This window comes from Citrobacter sp. U14242, from assembly GCF_046555775.1.
GTDB lineage: Bacteria > Pseudomonadota > Gammaproteobacteria > Enterobacterales > Enterobacteriaceae > Citrobacter.
Map to the genome: position 1 here is coordinate 66,879 of NZ_JBKGLW010000004.1, position 21,718 is coordinate 88,596.

The following is a 21,718-nucleotide window of genomic DNA, read 5'->3' on the forward strand; positions in this document are numbered from 1 at the left end:
GCCCGTTGTTTAATGGTAGGTTTGGATGATTTCCAACACGCCGTTAATAATAAACTGCACACCCATACACACCAGCAGGAAGCCCATCAGACGGGAAATAGCTTCGATTCCCCCTTTCCCCACCAGCCGCATAATTCCGCCAGAACTGCGCAGACATCCCCACAGGATAATCCCGACGACGGCAAAAATAATGGGTGGCGCCACCATGATCACCCAGTCCGGGAATTCGGAGCCGTGACGCACGGTGGAGGCCGAACTGATGATCATTGCAATCGTCCCCGGCCCGGCAGTACTCGGCATTGCCAGCGGAACAAAAGCAATATTTGCCGTCGGTTCGTCTTCCAGTTCTTCGGATTTGCTTCTCGCTTCCGGAGACTCATGCGCTTTCTGCTGAGGGAACAGCATACGAAAGCCGATAAACGCAACGATTAACCCGCCCGCAATACGCAATCCGGGAATCGAAATCCCGAAAGTATTCATCACCAGTTGCCCGGCATAGTACGCCACCATCATGATGGCAAACACGTAAACAGATGCCATTAATGACTGACGGTTACGCTCTGCGCTGTTCATGTTGCCGGCTAACCCGAGGAACAACGCCACGGTAGTTAACGGGTTTGCCAGCGGTAACAGGACTACCAGTCCCAGACCTATGGCCTTAAACAAATCCATCATAATGTCATCTTTCCTGTGCGTTAATCGTCAGCGGCAAGTATACGGTGAAACCATTGTGTTAAGCCATTTTCGCGATGTAAGGATTCATTTTTCGCCTTTATCCATAAACCAGTGTTATCAAAATCTTGAAAAGAAAGCGCAGTGAACGGGAGCCTGGCGTTTTAGCAAAACGTGGCATGCAGCGACTCATTCATTTGACTTATATTTGCCTGAGCAATAATATCAGCCGTGACTAACTACTTGCCAGGGCAACCATTGTGAAAAGCACCAGTGATCTGTTCAATGAAATCATCCCACTGGGTCGTTTGATCTACATGGTTAATCAGAAAAAAGATCGTTTATTAAACGACTATTTGTCACCGCTGGATATCACGGCATCGCAGTTTAAGGTGCTCTGCTCCATCCGTTGTGCGGTGTGCATTACCCCTGTCGAATTGAAAAAAGTGCTGTCTGTCGATCTCGGCGCCCTGACACGGATGCTGGACAGACTGGCCTGTAAAGGCTGGATTGAAAGGCTTCCGAATCCACATGACAAGCGCGGCGTGCTGGTGAAACTCACCGAAGACGGCGCAGCGATTTGCGAGCAGTGTCATCAATTAGTAGGGCAAGACCTGCACCAGGAACTAACAAAAAACTTAACGGCGGAAGAAATAGCAACACTTGAGCATTTGCTTAAGCGAATCCTGCCGTAAACAGAAAGAGGTATGACGATGTCCAGACGCAATACTGACACAATCACTATTCATAGCATTTTGGACTGGATCGAAAATAACCTTGAATCGCCACTCTCGCTGGAAAAAGTGTCTGAGCGTTCAGGTTACTCCAAATGGCACCTGCAGCGGATGTTCAAAAAAGAAACCGGCCATTCATTAGGTCAATACATCCGTAGCCGTAAAATGACTGAAATAGCGCAAAAATTGAAAGAGAGTAACGAACCGATCCTCTATCTTGCAGAGCGTTACGGTTTTGAGTCTCAGCAAACGCTGACCCGGACCTTCAAGAACTATTTTGATGTACCGCCGCATAAATATCGGATGACGAATATGCATGGCGAATCCCGGTATTTACTACCGCTCAATCAATGCAATTGCTAATCGCCAGTTAACGACGTAACCGAGGAAATAATGAAACTTCTGTCTTATGCGATGCTGGCCCTGCTGCTTGTTGTATCGGGCCAGAGCATGGCGGAACAGACCCCGCAACCGACAACGCAAAATAATCGCGACGCGATGATTATGCCCCCTGCGCACGATCGGTCTCCGTTCGATTTTAATCATATGGGTGCAGGCAGCGATAAATCCGATGAGTTAGGCGTGCCTTATTACAATATGCACAGCCTGTAATTTTTTGCCCCGTCACTGCGGGGCTTTTTTTTAGCCCCTCGCCTGTGCAATCTTGCGCAGTCGAAAACCGAACACATTGATATACAACCCCGCCATGATCAACAACGCACCGAGCAGTTGCAGCCCGGTTAACGTTTCATCCAGCAGCACGGCGGCACTGGCCAACCCCACCACAGGTACCAGCAACGACAGAGGCGCAACACGCCAGGTTTCATAGCGCCCCAGCAGAGAACCCCAAATGCCGTAGCCCACAATGGTCGCCACAAAGGCCAGATACACCAGGGACAAGATAGTCGTCATATCGATCGCCACAAGACTCTGCACGATTTGCGCTGGACCATCAAGAAATGCCGATGCCAGAAAAAACGGAACGACAGGAATTAATGCGCTCCACACCACCAGCGACATGACCGCTGGACGCGAAGTATGCTGCATAATTTTCTTATTAAAGATATTGCCGCAGGCCCAGCTCAGTGCCGCCGCCAGCGTCAGCATAAAGCCAAGCATACCGACATGTTGGCCATTGAGACTTGCCTCAATCAACACCAGTACACCAAACACCGCCAGCGCGATCCCGACCCGTTGCTTCCCCTGCAAACGCTCGCCAAAGGCGAATGCGCCCAGCACGATGGTGAAAAACGCTTGCGCCTGTAAAACCAGCGATGCCAGACCAGCAGGCATCCCAAACTTGATGGCGCTGAACAGAAAAGCGAACTGACCGAAGCTGATGGTCAGGCCGTAACCGAGTAACAGCGAGAGCGGGATCTTCGGGCGGGCAACAAAAAAAATTGCGGGAAACGCCACCAGTAAAAAGCGCAAGCCTGCCAGCATCAACGGCGGCATATTGTGCAAGCCCACTTTGATGACGACAAAGTTGAGCCCCCATACCACGACGACCAGTAACGCCAACAACCCATCTTTACGCGACATACCACCGCCTCTGCAAATATTAAATTTTTGTAAACAAGTTAAGGTAACGGAAATCGTTGTACCGTAACAGATCATTAATTCAGGTAGGCCACACAGGCATTTTCAGACAACTTATTGAGTGTACATCACACTTTTAGCATGCTATTTGTTTCTGATATCTAAAAAAAACATAACAACATGCACTGTCGGGCAAAAAAATGAATATCTCGCTGAGAAGGTCGACCCTTGCATTACTCGCGTCATCATTACTATTAACCATTGGGCGCGGAGCCACGCTGCCATTCATGACGATTTACCTCAGTCGCCAGTATGGTCTGGGTGTCGATCTGATCGGTTATGCAATGACGGTAGCACTGACTATTGGCGTCGTTTTCAGCCTTGGATTCGGTATTCTGGCCGATAAATTTGAAAAAAAACGCTTTATGCTGCTGGCGATCGCGGGTTTTGCATCCGGCTTCATCGCGATTCCTTTGGTGCATAACGTAGTGGTGGTGGTTCTGCTCTTCGCACTGATCAACTGCGCCTACTCCGTATTTGCAACAGTGCTGAAAGCCTGGTTTGCCGATAACCTCTCAGCCACTAATAAAACAAAGATTTTCTCACTTAACTACACCGTGTTGAACATCGGATGGACCGTTGGCCCGCCGTTGGGCACGCTGCTGGTAATGCAAAGCATCAACCTGCCGTTTTGGTTGGCGGCCATATGTTCAGCCTTCCCGTTGGTGTTTATCCAGACATGGGTAAAACGCTCCGTACCCCCCTCCGAAAGTTTGAACGCGGCAGTATGGTCACCCTCGGTTCTGCTGCGCGATAAAGCACTATGCTGGTTTACGTTGTCTGCTTTTCTGGCCTCGTTTGTTGGTGGCGCATTTGCATCCTGTATTTCTCAGTACGTGATGGTGGTTGCCAATGGCGATTTTGCTGAGAAAGTGGTGGCGGTCGTTCTGCCCGTCAACGCGGCAATTGTGGTATCGCTGCAATATGCTGTCGGGCGCAGGCTGACGTCTGCAAACATCCGCCCGCTGATGGCTGCGGGTACACTTTTTTTTGTTATCGGTCTGGTCGGTTTTACATTCTCAGGCAACAGTCTGCTGTTCTGGGGGATTTCAGCCGCCTTTTTCACCATTGGCGAGGTCATCTATGCGCCAGGTGAATACATGCTGATCGATAACATCGCTCCGGCGGGCATGAAAGCCAGTTACTTTTCCGCCCAGTCACTGGGCTGGCTTGGCGCGGCGGCTAACCCATTAGTCAGCGGGGTTATCCTGACCACACTGCCCCCATGGTCGCTGTTTGTCGCACTGATGGTGGCGATTATCCTTGCCTGGGCGTTAATGATAAAAGGCATGCGCACCAAACCCTGGAGCCAGCCTGCAGTCTGCTGAAAATGACGTCGACAGTGCCATAACGGCACTGTCTCCCGATTCAGATGGCAACCAACCCACGCACGCCTTCAGCTGCCATGTTTTCTCCTGATCCGCGTTGAATAATGCTTCCTCGCGACATTAACAGGTATTTGTCCGCCAGCTGTTCGGCAAAGTCATAAAACTGCTCCACCAGCAATATAGCCATATCACCACGATGAGCCAGTTGGCTGATAACCAGGCCAATCTCCTTAATCACCGAAGGCTGGATCCCCTCTGTTGGTTCATCGAGGATCAACAACTGCGGGCGACTGGCCAGCGCCCGGCCAATCGCTAACTGTTGTTGTTGCCCGCCTGATAAATCACCGCCCCGTCGGTATTTCATCTCCTGCAATACCGGAAACAACGCATAAATTTCATCCGGTACACGCTTTGCCTCTTGTGCTGAAAACCGGGAGAGTCCCAGCAACAGATTCTCTTCCACCGTCAGGCGAGGAAAAATATCGCGGCCCTGCGGCACATACGCTACCCCCGCCTGCACCCGCTGATGTGGCTTACGGTGAGTAATGTTCTTACCCTGCCAGATAACGCTGCCGCTGCGGGTTGGAATCAGCCCCATCAGGCACTTCAGCAGTGTTGTTTTGCCAACCCCATTACGCCCCAGCAGGCATGTTACTTCACCGATACGCGCCTCAAAACTCACGCCGCGCAGGATATGGCTGCCACCATAGTATTGATTTAGTTCATTTACCTGTAGCATCAGCACTCCTTAGCGTCCGAGATACACTTCAATCACCTGCTCATTAGCCTGAACATCGCGCAGGCTCCCCTCGGCCAGCACCCGCCCCTGGTGCAATACCGTGACGTGATCAGCAATGCTCTCAACAAATCCCATATCGTGCTCAACCACCATCAGAGAATGTTTTCCGGCAAGCTGGCGAAACAGTTCAGCGGTGTATTCCGTCTCGGCATCCGTCATCCCGGCAGCCGGTTCATCCAGTAGCAGCAAATGCGGCTCCTGCACCAGCAACATACCAATCTCCAGAAATTGTTTCTGTCCATGGGAAAGGAGTCCGGCACGACGGGCGCGTTCATTACTCAGTCGCAACAGCGTCAACATGTCATCGATGCGATCCCGCTGTTCTCCCGACAAACACGCCCGTAAGGAACCCCAAACAGACTTATCATTTTTCATCGCTAACTCGAGGTTCTCTTCCACTGTCAGTGCTTCAAATACGGTCGGTTTCTGAAATTTGCGACCAATGCCCTGGCGAGCAATGGCGATGGCGTCGAGTGATGTTAAATCAATGGATTGATCGTAAATCGCCTGCCCACTTTGCGGCTTCGTTTTCCCGGTGATGACATCCATCAACGTGGTTTTTCCCGCGCCATTGGGTCCAATAACGCAGCGTAACTCTCCAACCCCAATATTAAGCGTCAAATCCGTTAGCGCCTGAAAACCATCAAAGTTAACGTTTATTTTTTCCAGTTGGAGCACAGGATCGGTTTGATTGCGAAAACGATCGCCTGGCATCTGGCGGGTAAAAAGCCCTTCATCTGGCTGCATTATTTGTCTCCCTTGCGAAACAGACCAATCACGCCGCGAGGCAAAAACAGCGTAACGCCAATAAAAATCAGGCCGAGAAACAGTTGCCAGTATTCCGGCATGATGACGGTAAACCAACTTTTAGCGCCGTTCACCAGCACCGCGCCAAACACCGGGCCAATCAACGTACCGCGCCCACCCAATGCGACCCAAATCGCGGCTTCAATTGAGTTGGTCGGTGACATTTCACTGGGGTTAATGATGCCCACCTGCGGAACATACAACGCCCCCGCCAGCCCGCACAGGACGGCAGAGAGCGTCCACACCAGTAGTTTGAAGCCCTTAGGGTCATATCCGCAGAACATCAACCGATTTTCAGCGTCGCGAACGGCCGTCAAAATGCGACCAAATTTACTGCGAGCCAGCGTCCACCCGATCCACAGCGCCAGAACCAGCAGCAGCACTGTCGCCAGGAACAACGCGATACGTGTCGTGGTCGCCGTCACCGAAAATCCCAGAATGGTGGTAAAACCGGTAAATCCGTTATTACCGCCAAACCCGGTTTCGTTACGGAAGAACAGCAGCATTCCGGCAAAGGTGAGCGCCTGCGTCATGATGGAGAAATAGACGCCTTTGATTTTTGAGCGGAAGGCAAACCAGCCAAACACCAACGCCAGCAAACCTGGCACCATAACAACCAGCACCATCGCCCAAAGAAAATACTGCGTTCCCCACCAGAACCACGGCAGTTCAGTCCACGACAGGAACGACATAAAAGCGGGAACCCCTTCACCAGATGCCTGGCGCATCAGGTACATCCCCATCGCATAACCGCCCAGCGCAAAGAAAATACCGTGGCCCAGCGACAGCATTCCGGCATATCCCCACACCAGATCCAGGGCAACGGCCACAATGGCATAACAGAGAATTTTCCCGACCAGTGTCAATGTCCAGACAGATATCGCCAGAGGATGATCCACAGGCAGCAGCGCGAGAAATGGCAGAATAATCAGCGCCAGCAGTAAAGTCAGTCCCAGCACAGCGGTAATACGCGGCGCTTTGCGCGCCAGTGTTAATGTCATTGGCATCGTCATCAGTCAATGACCCTCCCTTTTAGCGCAAACAGCCCCTGCGGACGTTTTTGAATAAACAGAATAATCAGCACCAGTATCATAATTTTACCGAGAACGGCCCCAACCTGCGGTTCGAGAATCTTGTTGAAAATCCCCAAACCAAACGCCGCCGCGACGCTCCCGGCAAGCTGGCCAACCCCCCCCAGTACCACCACCAAAAATGAATCAATGATGTAGCTTTGCCCCAGTTCTGGTCCTACGTTGCCCAACTGCGATAGCGCCACGCCCCCAAGTCCGGCAATGCCGGAGCCGAGTCCAAATGCCAACATATCCACGCGCCCCGTGGGAACGCCGCAGCAATCCGCCATGCTGCGGTTTTGCGTCACCGCACGCACGCGCATACCCAGACGGGTTTTATTCAGCAACAGCCAGGTGAAGAACAGCACCAGAATGGCAAATCCCAGCACCACTATCCGGTTCCAGGGCAAAATCAGATTGGCATAGACCTGAATACCACCCGACAGCCACGCCGGGTTAGCGACCTCCAGGTTTTGCGCACCAAAGGTCATACGCACCAACTGGATCAGCATCAGGCTAATCCCCCATGTTGCCAGAAGCGTTTCAAGTGGGCGTCCGTACAAATGGCGGATCACTCCGCGTTCCAGCAGCATTCCAATAGCGGCGGTCAGCAAGAAGGCAACTGGCAGCGCAACCAGCGGATAAAAAGCTAACCACTGTGGGAAAAACTGGCTCATCAGCTGTTGCACTATCCAGGTACAGTAAGCGCCAAGCATCAGCATTTCACCGTGTGCCATATTAATGACGCCGAGTAGCCCGTAGGTGATGGCAAGCCCCAGCGCCGCCAGCAATAAAATAGACCCCAGCGATAACCCCATAAACGCCTGGCCAAGCAGCTCTCCAACCTTCATTCGATGTCCGATGGTATTCAGGCTTTCGCTGGCGGCAGCGCGTACGCGCGCATCGGGTTCATGTTCCACGTGGGTGAAAGGCTGTAATCGCGCTTGTGTTTCAGGATCATTGGATGCGCCCAGCAATTCGATGGCCTGACGCCTGACGTCGGGCGAAGTACTGTTCAGTTGCAGGTTTGCCAGAGCAGCCGCGAGGGTGGATTTCACGCCAGCATCCGTCTCCTGCAGCAGCCTTTGCTGCAAAAAAGGCAGCATAACTGGCAGTGCTTCACGTTGTAATGTCCTCGCGGCTGTCATCCTTAAAGTGACACTGTCACTTAAAAGCTGATGAATAGCCAATGTGCCAGCCACAAGATTACGCAGGCGGTTAGTCAGGCGGATTTTTTTTAATTCGCCACTGGGAGAGCCGGACGCCCCCAGTGATTGCACACGTGAGCCGTTCATCGTGAACGCATTTTTAACGTCATCGGCCAGCAGGTTTTCACCACTCAGGGCATTAAGCAAAGGTAAACGCTGAACATCGGGGTTAATCGCCCATTGTTCCAGTAATGTCGCCTGCTGTGCCCGACTGGACGCAGCGAAGGTATCGGCATCTGTTGCCTGCGCTATCCACGGCAAAAGCCACGTCAGCAGCAACACACCACGAATAAAGCGCATGGCTTTCATGATAGCGTTCTCCAAAATTGGGCCCTCCCACAGGAGGGCGTAAGATCAGTTGCTGGCGGTTTTGACGGGCTGCTCAGATTTTTTATCATTCCCGGCGATATACGGACTCCACGGTTGGGCACGGACCGTGGCATCCGTTTGCCATACCACGTTAAACTGACCGTTGCTTTCGATTTCGCCAATCATGACGGGTTTATGCAGGTGGTGGTTCGTTGCATCCATTGTCAACGTAAAGCCAGAAGGTGCAGCGAATGATTGCCCCGCCATGGCTGCGCGAACTTTATCCACATCCGTCGTCCCAGCTTTTTCAACGGCCTGCGCCCACATATGCAGGCCAACATACGTTGCTTCCATCGGATCGTTCGTGACCACAGAATCAGCATTCGGCAGTTTGTGCGCTTTCGCGTAGGCGCGGTAATCCGCGATAAATTGCTTATTGGTGGCATTATCAACGGATTCAAAATAGTTCCAGGCCGCAAGATTGCCTACCAGGGGTTTGGTATCAATACCGCGCAACTCCTCTTCTCCTACCGAGAACGCAACGACCGGAACATCGGTCGCTTTCAGGCCCTGGTTTGCCAACTCTTTATAGAACGGAACGTTAGAGTCGCCATTAATGGTAGATACCACCGCCGTTTTCCCCCCTGCGGAGAATTTTTTGATGCTGGCGACGATGGTCTGGTAATCGCTGTGGCCAAACGGGGTATAAACCTCTTCAATATCTTTATCCGCAACACCTTTTGAATGCAGCCAGGCACGGAGAATTTTATTGGTTGTTCGCGGATAGACGTAGTCAGTGCCCAGCAGGAAGAAACGTTTTGCACTGCCACCGTCTTCACTCATCAGATACTCAACCGCCGGAATGGCCTGCTGGTTGGGCGCTGCGCCGGTATAGAAAACGTTAGGTGACATCTCTTCACCTTCGTACTGCACGGGATAAAACAACAGGCCGTTTAACTCTTCAAATACCGGCAGTACCGATTTGCGCGAAACCGATGTCCAGCAACCAAAAACCACCGCCACTTTGTCCTGGCTTAGCAACTGACGGGCTTTTTCGGCAAACAGCGGCCAGTTTGACGCCGGATCGACCACTACCGGCTCCAGTTTTTTCCCCAGTACACCGCCTTTGGCGTTGATCTCATCAATGGTCATCAACGCCACATCTTTTAGCGGTGTTTCAGAAATAGCCATTGTCCCGGACAACGAATGCATGATGCCAACTTTAATGGTGTCGGCAGCCTGAACGCTAAAACTCATCCCCATAGCCACAACAGAGGCCGAAAGAGCAAAGGCTTTTAATAATGTGCGACGCTGCATAGTTTCACTCCTGAAAATAGACTTGCTGAAAGCTCCGGTGCAACCGGGCAGACAAAACGGTGCAAATTAAGGGTGTTCAGGAGTGATAAGGCAAAAACAGTGCCAGTTATAAAACATTATTTAAATTCAATAAGTTATAAATAACACCAATGAAATGCAGGTAAAAATAATGCGTCGTCATGACGGTAAGAGAGAAGAAATGAACCACCATGACACGGTGTTGCATTATAAACGTGCAACATCTTGTGTCCGCCCAACCCGATAACTGCAGCGGATTACAGGATAAAATTATGATTATTTGCAGATGGGGCCGCCTGTTTCGTCACTATTATTTATTTTCTTCGACGTGAAAAAGCCAAAACTTTACATTTCAGACGAAATAATCACACAGTTCACTCTTTGTTTAAGTTCGAATTGCTACTATAGTCATTGACGAGGTGAAATTAAGGTAAGAGAGGAAACTCATAGATAAAGGAGCATTTACTATGCTGGGTAATATGAATATTTTTATGGCTGTTCTGGGAATTATTTTATTTTCCGGTTTCCTGGCCGCGTATTTTAGCCACAGATGGGATGATTGATGAACGGAGATAGTCCTGCACCGAACCGGCCCCTTGTAGCGTAACTGCACAAGGGGCCATTTTTTTACCTGCTTCCCTTCCCTGAATCATTTCTCTGAATTACAGAAAAAAAAACCGCCGGAGAAACCAGCGGTAAATGCTTGCATGGATAGATTTGTGTTTTGCTTTATACGTTATCTGGCAATTCCCTGCGAAGATAACGAATAGTCGGCTAACATATCATCGACAACCCCAATGAAAGTTAAACGAAACGTAACTACAGCCGATCTGCGCTGATAAAATTCACGCTCTGACGCGCGTTGTAAGTTGATCATTGGTGCCAACTAACGTGATTTTCTCTTTTTCACCCATAAACATACAGCGATTCCTGCCGGTCTGTTTTCCCTCATACATGGCTCTGTCAGCACGTCCAAGACCGTTGTCCAGCGTTTCACCCTGTTGAACTCTGGTAATGCCTGCCGTTACCGTTATGCCGATTTCGCCTTCTGGAAAAGGGATTTTTTTCTGGCCAATCAGATGACAAAGACGCAACCCTGCCTGGCAGGCCTGCTCGTCCGTTTTGGTTCGGATGATGACAATAAATTCCTCACCACCATAGCGATAGGCAACCTCATCATATCGAGTCCATGATAATAAATTTGACGCCAGGCTACGCAACACCATGTCGCCAACCAGATGTCCGTAGGTATCATTAACATGTTTAAAACGGTCGATATCCAGCAACAATATGTACAGGTTAAGCGGCTCAGCATCGAGTAACTGCTGGTCAAACGTCTCATCAAGCATTCTTCTGCCAGGCAAACCTGTTAAGACATCAATATTACTGCGAATAGTCAGTAAATAAATTTTGTAGTCCATGACCGCAGACGTAAATGCCAGTAACGCATCCTGGAAACTGTCGAAATGCCATGAATGGCTACGCGCTTCCACGATTGCCAATAGCAATTCCTTGCCTAACAAATGCATTTTCTCATGTGTCGCGTTAATCTTGCTGACATAACGACATTCATCATCATCGTGCTGTGGATGGTCTTTAAGCCACTGCCCAAATTGACAAACAAAGTGAGCGTCATCGCCCGTAATATCAGGCTGAGTAACGTCTGATGACACCACACAGCGGAACATTTTCACTAGCCACTTATAATGAGCATCAATTGATTTGTTAAGTTCGATTAAAATTGCATCTATTTCCTTTGTTCTTCTGATCATCATGGTTTCCTTCCCTGTATGAACATTTAGACACGGGTATTTTATCGCCAAAAAGGAAAATTTATGTAAACTTTTTAATAGTAATTAATATTATGGAAAGCAATCAAAGGTTACTTCGCATGGTAACAAATTAATTGCAGGTTGAAATAACCATGATAATCAATACGATAGAGTTGATGTAATTATTTTTGTTTTATATTAGATGAAACAAAACACCTCTGAGTTAAATCGCAAGAAAGACGATAATATTATCCGCATGACATGTGATTAAGAATCAACCTCCACCTTAACGGCGTTATATCGAAATTACTGTTATGGTTTCCAAATTAAAAAATACACCGGCCATGAACATCGTGGTGAAAGTGATCCCTGGCGTAGCGGAAATTCCCGTGAACCTAAAAATACCGCCAAAAGAATCTGCCCGCCCATACCAGCATTCGTCCATTTCACATTTTGGGGAAGAAAAAATCCAGCTAACAACCGGGCATCACGCCCGGTTCAGTTTTTTTCGCTGACAATGTCTTAAGCGCTCAAACCACGATGTTTAAGCATTGGCTCCATTTTTGGAGCGCGGCCGCTCCATTGGCAATAAAGTTCAGCTAAATCAGTGCTGTTACCTCGGGACAAAATCGCTTCGCGGAATTTCTGCCCGTTTTCACGGGTCAATCCCCCCTGCTCTACAAACCACTGATAGCCGTCGTCGGCCAGCATTTGCGTCCACAAATAGGCGTAATACCCTGCGGCATAGCCACCGCCGAAGATATGGGCAAAATAGCTACTGCGATAACGCGGTGGTACAGCCTGCAGATCCACGCCTTCCGCGGCCAGGGCCTGCCGCTCAAATTCATCGACTGACAGCGATGACACACTTTGCTCCAGACTGTGCCAGCGCATATCCAGCAATGCAGCACTGAGAAGCTCCGTCATATCATAACCTTTGTTAAACAAGCTGGCCCGTTGCATCTTCTCCAGCAATGGCTGTGGCATTTTTTCACCCGTTTCAACATGGCGAGCATAACGTGCGAAAACCTGCGGATTACTCGCCCAGTGTTCGTTAATCTGCGACGGGAACTCGACGAAATCACGCGGGGTATTCGTGCCTGACAGTGTTGCATACCGTTGGCGGGCAAACAGACCATGTAACGTGTGTCCGAACTCATGGAACAACGTGATAACATCATCCCACAGCAGCAAGGCGGGTTGGCCCTGAGCAGGTTTCTGATAGTTACAGACGTTGTAAATTACTGGTCTGGTTTCATTTTGCAGCGATTGCTCAACAAAATTCCCCATCCAGGCACCACCGCTTTTTGATTCACGGGCAAAGAAATCACCATAAAATAGCGCCAGTCCTACGCCATCATGATCGAAAATCTCCCAAACCCGTACATCCGGATGATAAACAGGGATGTCAAAGCGCTCGATGAATTTAATGCCAAACAGTTGGTTTGCTGTCCAGAAAACACCTTCATTCAGCACCGTATCCAGGGCAAAGTAAGGTTTAAGCAGAGCTTCATCAAGCGCATATTTTTCACGACGCACCTGCTCGGCATAAAATGCCCAGTCCCAGGCCTCAACCTCGAATTCGCCCTGTTGCTGATTAATCGCTTTCTGAATTTCAGCCTGCTCATTCTGCGCACGTTGACGTGCAGCGGGCACGATCTCCCGCATAAATGAAAGTGCCGCTTCTGGCGTTTTCGCCATCTGATCGGCAATTTTCCAGGCCGCAAAATTCGCAAAGCCCAGTAATGTTGCCTGCTCTCTGCGGATCTCCACCAGCCGTTTAATAATGGCGCGGGTATCGTTGGCATCGTTTTTTTCCGCCCGCGTCCATGCCTGGGTAAACAGGTTTTCTCGTGTCTGTCGATCGCGTAACGCAGCAAGTGCCGGTTGTTGTGTGGTGTTTAATAGTGGAATAACCCAGCGTACCTCAAGTCCTTTGTTGCTGGCGGCTTCCGCCGCAACGGCAATTTCCTCTGCGCTGAATCCGTCAAGTTGCCGGGCATCATCCACGACCAGTGCACCCGCTTTGTTCGCCGCCAGCAGACGCTGATTGAACTGGCTGGTTAACGTTGCCGACTCCGTATTTAGCGCTTTCAGGCACGCTTTGTCGGCGTCATTAAGACGCGCACCTGCCAACACAAAGCGTTGGTGAACCACCTCCAACAGACGCAATGATTCACCTTCCAGCTCCAGCGAAGCGCGTTGCTGCCAGACGGCATCTATACGCGCAAAAAGTGCGTCATTAAGGTAGATATCATTGGCCAGCGCGGCCAGTTCGGCGGAGAACGCCTCGTCAAGACGCTGAAGCTCATCGTTGGTATGCGCGGCTGTCATCGCAAAGAAAACGCTGGTGACACGCGTCAACAACGCCCCACTTTGCTCAAGCGCCAGCAACGTATTTGTGAAATCAGGAGCCTGTTGGTTTTGCACAATTGCCGCTATTTCAGCGCGTTTTTGTTTCACACCTTCATCAAACGCGGGCCGATAATGGCAATCTTCAATCTGATCAAATTGCGGTGCCTGGTAAGGTAATGTGCTGTGGTGCAAAAAAGGATTTGTTAACGACATCTTTTCCTCCTGAAAACGATTTGTTTCATAGAGTAGGCCTACCAGGATTCGACCGCAATCTCGTTACGCAGGAATAGCTCTGAACAGAAATGACGTGCTATGGTAGTACTACATAAAAAGCGTTGAGGAACAGTGAGATGATCGTTTTAGTAACCGGAGCAACAGCAGGTTTTGGTGAGTGCATTACGCGTCGTTTTATTGAGAATGGGCATAAAGTTATTGCCACCGGACGCCGCCAGGAACGTCTGCAGGAACTGAAAGATGAACTGGGTAACAATCTGTATACCGCCCAGCTTGACGTACGCAATCGCGCATCCATTGAAGAGATGCTGGACGCCCTGCCTGCCGAATGGCGCAATATCGATATCCTGGTCAACAATGCCGGTCTGGCGCTGGGTCTTGAACCAGCCCACAAAGCGAATGTCGATGACTGGGAAACCATGATCGATACTAACAACAAAGGCCTGATTTATATGACTCGTGCCGTTCTGCCTGGCATGGTCGAGCGTAACCGCGGCCACATTATTAATATCGGCTCTACCGCCGGTAGTTGGCCGTACGCTGGCGGGAACGTGTATGGTGCAACCAAAGCGTTTGTTCGTCAGTTTAGTCTGAACCTGCGAACAGATTTACACGGCACAGCGATCCGCGTTACCGACATTGAACCCGGACTGGTTGGCGGTACCGAGTTCTCTAATGTGCGTTTCAAAGGCGACGATGATAAAGCAGGTAAAACCTACGAAAATACAACTGCACTGACTCCGCAGGATGTCACTGAAGCCGTATGGTGGGTAGCTTCGTTACCGGCTCATGTCAACATCAATACCCTTGAGATGATGCCTGTCACCCAGTCTTTTGCCGGGCTCAGCGTGCATCGAAGCTAAATGAGATACCCGGCCTTGTGTCGGGTATAGAAAGCGCTCGATAAGTGATAAAATATCCGGGTTAACTCTCTAATAAGTAAGAATGAATGACCGTAGAAACGCAGCTCAATCCTACACAGCCGGTAAATCAACAGATTTACCGTATTCTTCGCAGCGATATCGTGCATTGTCTGATTGCGCCCGGTACGCCATTGTCGGAGAAAGAGGTTTCCGTACGCTTTAACGTGTCTCGCCAGCCGGTACGAGAAGCATTCATCAAACTGGCAGAAAACGGTTTGATTCAGATCCGTCCACAACGTGGCAGTTACGTGAATAAGATCTCGCTGTCGCAGGTGCAAAATGGCTGTTTTGTCCGTCAGGCCATTGAGTGTGCCGTGGCCCGCCGCGCCGCCTCAACGATCACCGACAACCAGTGTTATCAACTTGAACAAAACCTGCATCAGCAACGCATTGCAATTGACCGTAAGCAACTCAACGATTTCTTTCAGCTTGATGATGAGTTTCATCAGAAACTGGCATTAATCGCTGATTGCCAGCTTGCCTGGGACACCGTCGAGAATATTAAAGCCACGATTGACCGTGTGCGCTATATGAGTCTGGATCACGTCTCCCCGCCTGAAATGCTACTTCGTCAGCACCATGATATCTTTGCGGCGCTGGTAAAGCATGATGGCGATGCCGTCGAGCATGCAATGATGCTGCATCTACAGGAAATTAGTGAATCTGTTCAGCTTATTCGTCAGGAAAATAGCGACTGGTTTAGCGAAGACTAATACGTAACTCACCTCTCACTGAGGTGAGTTTCCCCGAATTTTCCCCCTCTCCTGCATATCCCCATAAAAAAAGCTGTGATTTTGATCGAAAACAAAAAAAATCATTAACGAGAAGCGTATTTATATTGCGCCCGTTACGTGGGACTAAAAGCCCACGGGCTTTGACGGTAAGTTGGAAAGGAGAAAACACCATGAAAACATACGATCGTAACCGCAACGCAATCACCACTGGCAGCCGCGTCATGATTAGTGACACCGGACTCACCGGCCGTATTACAGCCATTGACACCGATGGCCTGACCGCTGAGCAAATCCGCCGCGGTAAAACAGTGGAAATCGAAGGATGCGAAGGCAAATATGCCCCCCTCGAACTGATTCGTTTAGGCATGAACTGATTGGTGTGAATGCCAAAAACAATGCGCCATCTGGCTGTCGTTAAAGCCGGATGGCGACATAGAGAGTTATCTTACTGACTGTAATTTCGCAGCATATTTCGCAACCGTTGCCTTCGCGCCTTCCGCCAGCAAAGTCAGGTACGCTTCTGTCACCCGCTTTTTAAACCGTTCAATCTGTGGCAATTCGTCACCAAAAATAGCGTCAATAGCCAATAGCGCCTGCACACGATCTTCACCTTCGTGACTGTTCTGTACCGCTTTCTGGATCACAGGCAGCAACGGATCGCTAATTTCAATTGCTTGTCCCTGCTCATCCACGCCCCCGACATAGCGCATCCAACCCGCCACACCGAGTGCAAGCAGATCAAAACCACTACCGTGCACAATGTGCCAGCGCACAGAGTCAAGCATACGTTGCGGCAGTTTCTGGCTACCGTCCATGGCAATCTGCCAGGTACGATGACGCAACGCCGGGTTGCTATAACGATCAATCAGCATGTCGGCGTAATGCTGGAGATCCACCCCTTTCACTTTCAATGTTGGAGCTTGCTCCTGCAGCATCAACGCGCGGGCGGCGACACGATAGTTCTCATCCCCCATACAGTCGTTGATGTGTTGATATCCTGCCAGGTAGCCGAGGTAAGCAAGAAAAGAGTGGCTGCCGTTAAGCATGCGCAACTTCATCTCTTCGAACGGGATAACATCTGCCACCAGTTCAGCCCCAGCCTTTTCCCACTCTGGACGCCCAGCGACAAAGTTATCTTCAATGACCCACTGACGGAACGGTTCGCATGCCACGCCTGCCGGATCGCGTACCCCGGTAAGTTGTTCAATTTTGTCCAGCGTATCTGGGGTTACCGCCGGGACAATACGGTCAACCATTGTTGACGGGAACGTCACATGTTGTTCGATCCATGCAGCCAGCTCAGCATCCACCGCGCGTGCATATGCAGTCACAACATTACGCATCACATGACCGTTTTCAGGCATGTTGTCGCAGGACATCACGGTAAACGCAGCTAAACCTGCGGCTTTACGGCGTGCAAGTGCTTCAACCACCACACCCGGCGCGGTCTTCGGCTGTTTAGGGTTTTGCAGGTCGGCGGCAATCATCGGGTTATCCAACATCAATTGCCCGGTCGCCGGAGAATGGCAATACCCCTTCTCAGTGATGGTCAGGGAAACGATCGCCACCTGCGGCTCGCACAGCGCAGCCAGTACAGCTTCCAGGCCATCAACCTGCGCATGCAACGCCTTTTTAACCACGCCAACAACTCTTGCTGTCCAGGCATCCGCAGACATTTCCGCAACGGTGTACAGGTTATCTTGCTGTTTCAAATCAGCTATCTGCTGCTCTCCGCCAATCAGGTTTACTTCGCAATATCCCCAGTCACTATGGTGATCTGCTGCCAGAATGTCAGCGTATACCCCCTGGTGTGCGCGGTGGAAAGCACCGAACCCGAGGTGAACAATACGTGGAACCAGTTTTGTACGATCGTAGCCAGGAAGTGCAGCCTTTGCCGCTAAGAGCTTGTTTTGCATTGTATGACCTACTTATCAATGAAATCAGGACTGTCTCAGAGTAACGCCTGTATGGTTGTATGTTTTGATTTGCATTAAACTTTCTATGATTGGTATGACATCATCTAAAGCTGTGTAATAGCATGATCAGGCCATCAGTTCAGGCCTGACCATACCCTGTCCATACTAGCCAGCCTGAGTGGCTCCAGCACGAACCTTCCCGGTTTTGCTCACTTCCGCAGCATCCTCCAGGACACTCAAATCACGGTCTTTCACTTCAGGCATTAGCAGTGCTGAAACCAAACCAATGAGCGAGTAAGCCATAACCATCACCAGAATCGGCCACCAGGAATTAGTCATGTTGCAGAAAATACCGGCCAGAACAGGACCAAAACCAACAGCCACCAATCCACCGGCCTCTTTTGAGATTGCCATTCGGGTGAAGCGATTACGCGCGCCGAACATTTCAGCCATGGTAATATTTTCGAGAGCGAACAATCCCAGTACCGCAAAATTATGAATAACAATCAGCGCTGTCATAATGACGCCAGGGCTATATGTTTTATCTACAACAATCGATAGCATTGGATAAGCAAGAATAATTGCAGATATATTCAGAATGATATATGGCAAACGGCGACCAAATTTATCTGACAACCACCCTAACAAAGGTATTGTAATAAACCCAAGCACAGAACTAATCATTAAGGCATCTGTCGGTATTGATTTATCAAATAACAATGTTTGCACCAAATATCCGGCAAGGAAAGTCTGAATTAAACCTGAGTTACCCGCCTGTCCAAAACGTAAGCCGGTTGCCAACCAGAAAGACTTACTGGTAAACATTGCACCCAGTGTATTTTCTGTCGGATTATTCAATGCCGGCGCATTCTCCTCATCATTAACTTTTTCAAATACTGGACTTTCTTTGAGGTTCATTCGCAACCAGATGGCAAAAATCATAACCACTACACTCGCCAGGAACGGAATTCGCCAACCCCAGGCTAACAATTCCTCACGATCAAGGGCAAAGAACATCACGGCCCAGATTGCAGTAGCACTTAATGTGCCACAGTTAGTTCCCATTGCAACAAGAGAGGAAATGATGCCGCGTTTCCCTTTCGGTGCGTACTCTGCGAGCATTGTACCAGCCCCAGAGATTTCCGCTCCCGCACCGAGTCCCTGCACAATACGCAGCGTAACCAGCAACACAGGAGCAAAAATTCCGATTTGCGCATATGTCGGTAACACGCCAATTAATGTTGTACAGATCCCCATCATAGTTATTGTAATAAACAGTACTTTTTTTCGACCAATGCTATCCCCCATTTTACCGAAAATAAATGCTCCAACTATTCGTGCAATATACCCTGCCCCGTATGTACCCATTGCCAGAATGAGAGCCATCGCGGCAGATTGTTCCGGGAAAAATATTTCATGAAATACCAGCGCGGCACCCAGTGAATATAATTGAAAATCCATAAATTCGAGAGCTGTCCCTAACCATCCTGAAATGGCTGCTCTCACCAGATCTTTCGTTGACCTTTCGTGTTTTTCTTGATTCATATTGGCTATCTCTAGAGGTAAGATGCGTACCACTTACTCGCAGTTATTAATATTATTCAGTGAAGGTGAGTAAAACTTTGCAGCAGTGCTGCTGATCTTTCTCAAACAATTCAATTGCGTCGGTAACGTGGTGATAGTCAAAAGTATGGGTAATGAGTTTATTGGGGTCGATAAGTCCTTTGACCAACCAATCAATAACAACCGGGAATTTATTTGCATTTAATCTTGAAGAATAGATTGAAAGCTCTTTCCCTGTAATACCTTGCTGTACAATCTGGCAAGGCTCGCTGGAGAATCCCATTATAACTATTCGCGCAGCCGGTGATGCCAGCGTGATAGCCTCCTGTAAAATGGATGGATGACAAGCCGCATCCACAATAATCGTAGGTTTCAGCGCCTTCTCAGCAAGAAAATCCTGCAATGATTGCTGCCCATTATTGACTGTCCAGTCAGCACCGCACTGTTTTGCCATCGTCAGACGTTCGTCAATTCTGTCTGCAATCACTACCGTTTTTACGTTGTAGACATGTTTAAGTGCCTGAACAGTCGTGAGCCCCATCGGGCCAGCCCCGTAAATCAGTGCGATATCGTTCTCTGTTGGTTTAACTTGTCCGGTCACGTTCGCCGCGATGGTAAAAGGTTCCACCATAACAGCGTGCTCATCTTTCACGGCATCAGGGATTAACCAGGCATTTTTCGCGGGTACAACGGTGTACTCACTAAAACCGCCATCACGATGAACCCCCAATACCACCAGCGATGTGCAAACGTTTGGTTTACCAATTGAGCAAGGGTAGCAGTGTCCACAACTGATAACCGGGTCAACGGACACACGTTCACCTATACGCGAACGCTCAACCCCTTCACCTACAGCATCAATTACACCAAAGAATTCATGGCCAATAACTCGCGGATATTTCGCAAATGGATTATGTCCACGATAAATATGGCTGTCTGAACCGCAAATCCCCGCCAGTTTTACTTTTACCCGGACCTCTCCTGCTGAAGGTTCTGGTAGCGGTCGCTGGGCGATAACAAGCGTATTCGGTTTTTCAATCACAATACTCTTCATAACAAATCACTCCTTACCAGTTCCACAGCGTGCCATCTTCAAGACGGGCGACCGGCAGATATGCGGGATCGTACGGATATTTCGCGGCAAGTTTTTCGTCAAACTCGATACCGAGCCCGGGTTTGTCACCAGGGTGCATATAGCCGTTATCAAAGGTCCAGTTATGCGGGAACACTTCCAACATCTGTTCTGAGTACCCCATATATTCCTGCACACCGAAGTTTGGTACCCACAGATCGAAATGCAACGCGGCAGCCATGCAAACTGGCGACAAATCGGAAGGTCCATGAGAACCCGTGCGAACCTGATAAAGTGAGGCAAAATCAGCAATACGACGCATGCCGGTGATACCGCCTGCGTGGGTAATAGTGGTGCGAATATAGTCAATCAGCTGTTCTTCAATAAGCTGCTTGCAATCCCAGATACTGTTGAAGACTTCCCCTACTGCAATTGGTGTAACCGTATGCTGACGGATCAAGCGGAAACATGCCTGATTTTCAGCCGGGGTAGGATCTTCCATCCAAAATAAACGGTATTGTTCAATGCTCTTGCCAAAACGGGCCGCTTCAATTGGCGTCAGGCGGTGATGCATGTCATGCAGAAGATGTTCATCAAAACCAAATTTGTTGCGGACGGCTTCAAACAATTTCGGTGTGAAATCGAGATATTTCTCCGTCGACCACAGCTGCTCTTCCGGCCACTGGCCTTTGGTCGCAGGTTCGTAGGCCAGGCCTTTACCTTTAGACATACCGTAGGTGGTCTTCATCCCCGGTACACCACACTGCACACGGATCGCTTTAAACCCCATCTCTTGATGACGCGCGTAATCCTCCAGCACATCATCAATGGAATGACCCGTTGTGTGACAGTACACCATGACGCCTTCACGCGATGCACCACCCAGCAACTGGTATAACGGCATATTCGCCGCTTTCGCTTTGATATCCCACAGGGCCATATCCACCGCAGAAATCGCCGACATCGTTACCGGGCCGCGACGCCAGTAAGCCCCCTTGTAGAAAAACTGCCAGATATCCTCAATTCGCTGCGCATCACGCCCAATTAGCTGCGGACACACATGATCTTTCAGGTAGGACGCCACGGATAATTCACGCCCGTTCAGCGTGGCATCCCCTAATCCGGTGATCCCATCGTCTGTCGTGATTTTCAGCGTGACAAAATTACGTCCTGGACAGGTAACAAAAACTTCAGCCCCGACAATCTTCATTTTTTAATCCTTACATCTCTTCTTGTGATGCAGGAAATTTACTCAACTGAACTACTACCATACAAGTATGAAGATCGA

21 protein-coding genes are annotated in these 21,718 nt (G+C 49.6%); 8 read left to right on the forward strand and 13 right to left on the reverse strand.

All coding sequences use genetic code 11. The features are described 5' to 3' along the window. Positions 1-9 precede the first annotated feature (9 nt). Entirely contained in the window at positions 10-675 is a 666-nt protein-coding gene (locus ACLJXE_RS07400; protein ID WP_137383095.1) for a MarC family NAAT transporter, read from the reverse strand. A 257-nt stretch (positions 676-932) separates the two neighbouring features. Between ACLJXE_RS07400 and marR the strand changes: the two genes are divergently transcribed. The 3 genes from marR to marB are packed head-to-tail and all read left to right on the forward strand — an operon-like array spanning position 933 to position 2,018. Further along, the gene (marR, locus tag ACLJXE_RS07405) at positions 933-1,367 is read left to right on the forward strand and encodes a multiple antibiotic resistance transcriptional regulator MarR (RefSeq protein ID WP_410750521.1); all 435 of its coding nucleotides are present in this window, start codon (positions 933-935) and stop codon (positions 1,365-1,367) included. 18 nt (positions 1,368-1,385) lie between these two features. After that, complete coding sequence (marA, locus tag ACLJXE_RS07410; RefSeq protein WP_003032424.1) at positions 1,386-1,769, forward strand: MDR efflux pump AcrAB transcriptional activator MarA; 384 nt, start codon at positions 1,386-1,388, stop codon at positions 1,767-1,769. 30 nt (positions 1,770-1,799) lie between these two features. Then, complete coding sequence (gene marB, locus ACLJXE_RS07415; RefSeq protein ID WP_286630294.1) at positions 1,800-2,018, forward strand: multiple antibiotic resistance protein MarB; 219 nt, start codon at positions 1,800-1,802, stop codon at positions 2,016-2,018. Between the two features lie 30 nt (positions 2,019-2,048). Here the strand turns inward: marB and eamA are convergent, their stop codons facing one another. Beyond that, positions 2,049-2,948, reverse strand: a complete 900-nt coding sequence (gene eamA / locus ACLJXE_RS07420) for an O-acetylserine/cysteine exporter (protein WP_410750522.1) — start codon at positions 2,946-2,948, stop codon at positions 2,049-2,051. Positions 2,949-3,145: 197 nt separating this feature from the next. On the opposite strand from eamA, the gene ydeE reads away from it, so the two are divergent. After that, a complete protein-coding gene (gene ydeE / locus ACLJXE_RS07425) occupies positions 3,146-4,333 on the forward strand; it encodes an efflux MFS transporter YdeE (protein ID WP_410750523.1) in 1,188 nt (395 codons plus the stop codon). A gap of 40 nt (positions 4,334-4,373) precedes the next feature. On the opposite strand, the gene urtE is transcribed toward ydeE, so the two are convergent. The 5 genes from urtE to urtA are packed head-to-tail and all read right to left on the reverse strand — an operon-like array spanning position 4,374 to position 9,843. Then, positions 4,374-5,072, reverse strand: coding sequence for an urea ABC transporter ATP-binding subunit UrtE (urtE, locus tag ACLJXE_RS07430; protein ID WP_286630297.1), 699 nt, complete (start codon positions 5,070-5,072; stop codon positions 4,374-4,376). 9 nt (positions 5,073-5,081) lie between these two features. After that, on the reverse strand, positions 5,082-5,879 hold the full coding sequence (gene urtD, locus ACLJXE_RS07435; RefSeq protein WP_286630298.1) for an urea ABC transporter ATP-binding protein UrtD: 798 nt from the start codon (positions 5,877-5,879) through the stop codon (positions 5,082-5,084). After that, the gene (urtC, locus tag ACLJXE_RS07440) at positions 5,879-6,952 is read right to left on the reverse strand and encodes an urea ABC transporter permease subunit UrtC (RefSeq protein ID WP_410750524.1); all 1,074 of its coding nucleotides are present in this window, start codon (positions 6,950-6,952) and stop codon (positions 5,879-5,881) included. The genes urtD and urtC overlap by 1 nt, the downstream gene beginning before the upstream one ends. After that, positions 6,952-8,526 (reverse strand): urea ABC transporter permease subunit UrtB, encoded by a 1,575-nt coding sequence (urtB, locus tag ACLJXE_RS07445; protein WP_410750719.1) that lies wholly within the window; start codon positions 8,524-8,526, stop codon positions 6,952-6,954. The genes urtC and urtB overlap by 1 nt, the downstream gene beginning before the upstream one ends. A gap of 45 nt (positions 8,527-8,571) precedes the next feature. Continuing rightward, entirely contained in the window at positions 8,572-9,843 is a 1,272-nt protein-coding gene (urtA, locus tag ACLJXE_RS07450; protein WP_410750525.1) for an urea ABC transporter substrate-binding protein, read from the reverse strand. Positions 9,844-10,328: 485 nt separating this feature from the next. Between urtA and mgtS the strand changes: the two genes are divergently transcribed. Next, a complete protein-coding gene (gene mgtS, locus ACLJXE_RS07455) occupies positions 10,329-10,424 on the forward strand; it encodes a protein MgtS (protein ID WP_003032406.1) in 96 nt (31 codons plus the stop codon). A 282-nt stretch (positions 10,425-10,706) separates the two neighbouring features. Here mgtS and ACLJXE_RS07460 read toward each other — a convergent pair whose 3' ends face one another. Both ACLJXE_RS07460 and dcp read right to left on the reverse strand, forming a co-directional pair. Next, positions 10,707-11,633, reverse strand: a complete 927-nt coding sequence (locus tag ACLJXE_RS07460) for a diguanylate cyclase (RefSeq protein WP_286630301.1) — start codon at positions 11,631-11,633, stop codon at positions 10,707-10,709. Positions 11,634-12,155: 522 nt separating this feature from the next. Next, the gene (gene dcp / locus ACLJXE_RS07465) at positions 12,156-14,201 is read right to left on the reverse strand and encodes a peptidyl-dipeptidase Dcp (protein WP_410750526.1); all 2,046 of its coding nucleotides are present in this window, start codon (positions 14,199-14,201) and stop codon (positions 12,156-12,158) included. Positions 14,202-14,338: 137 nt separating this feature from the next. On the opposite strand from dcp, the gene ydfG reads away from it, so the two are divergent. The 3 genes from ydfG (at position 14,339) to ydfZ (ending at position 16,253) form a co-directional block, all read left to right on the forward strand. Further along, positions 14,339-15,085, forward strand: a complete 747-nt coding sequence (gene ydfG, locus ACLJXE_RS07470; protein WP_137383108.1) for a bifunctional NADP-dependent 3-hydroxy acid dehydrogenase/3-hydroxypropionate dehydrogenase YdfG — start codon at positions 14,339-14,341, stop codon at positions 15,083-15,085. An 86-nt stretch (positions 15,086-15,171) separates the two neighbouring features. Beyond that, positions 15,172-15,858, forward strand: coding sequence for a GntR family transcriptional regulator (locus ACLJXE_RS07475; RefSeq protein ID WP_286630303.1), 687 nt, complete (start codon positions 15,172-15,174; stop codon positions 15,856-15,858). A 191-nt stretch (positions 15,859-16,049) separates the two neighbouring features. Beyond that, complete coding sequence (gene ydfZ / locus ACLJXE_RS07480; RefSeq protein ID WP_003032393.1) at positions 16,050-16,253, forward strand: putative selenium delivery protein YdfZ; 204 nt, start codon at positions 16,050-16,052, stop codon at positions 16,251-16,253. A 66-nt stretch (positions 16,254-16,319) separates the two neighbouring features. Here ydfZ and ACLJXE_RS07485 read toward each other — a convergent pair whose 3' ends face one another. The 4 genes from ACLJXE_RS07485 to rspA form a co-directional block, all read right to left on the reverse strand. Next, on the reverse strand, positions 16,320-17,795 hold the full coding sequence (locus ACLJXE_RS07485; protein ID WP_410750527.1) for a mannitol dehydrogenase family protein: 1,476 nt from the start codon (positions 17,793-17,795) through the stop codon (positions 16,320-16,322). Between the two features lie 165 nt (positions 17,796-17,960). Then, positions 17,961-19,340, reverse strand: coding sequence for an MFS transporter (locus tag ACLJXE_RS07490; protein ID WP_286630305.1), 1,380 nt, complete (start codon positions 19,338-19,340; stop codon positions 17,961-17,963). A 52-nt stretch (positions 19,341-19,392) separates the two neighbouring features. Beyond that, a complete protein-coding gene (locus ACLJXE_RS07495) occupies positions 19,393-20,412 on the reverse strand; it encodes a Zn-dependent oxidoreductase (protein ID WP_410750528.1) in 1,020 nt (339 codons plus the stop codon). 13 nt (positions 20,413-20,425) lie between these two features. Then, a complete protein-coding gene (gene rspA, locus ACLJXE_RS07500) occupies positions 20,426-21,640 on the reverse strand; it encodes a starvation-sensing protein RspA (protein ID WP_286630307.1) in 1,215 nt (404 codons plus the stop codon). Positions 21,641-21,718 lie beyond the last annotated feature (78 nt).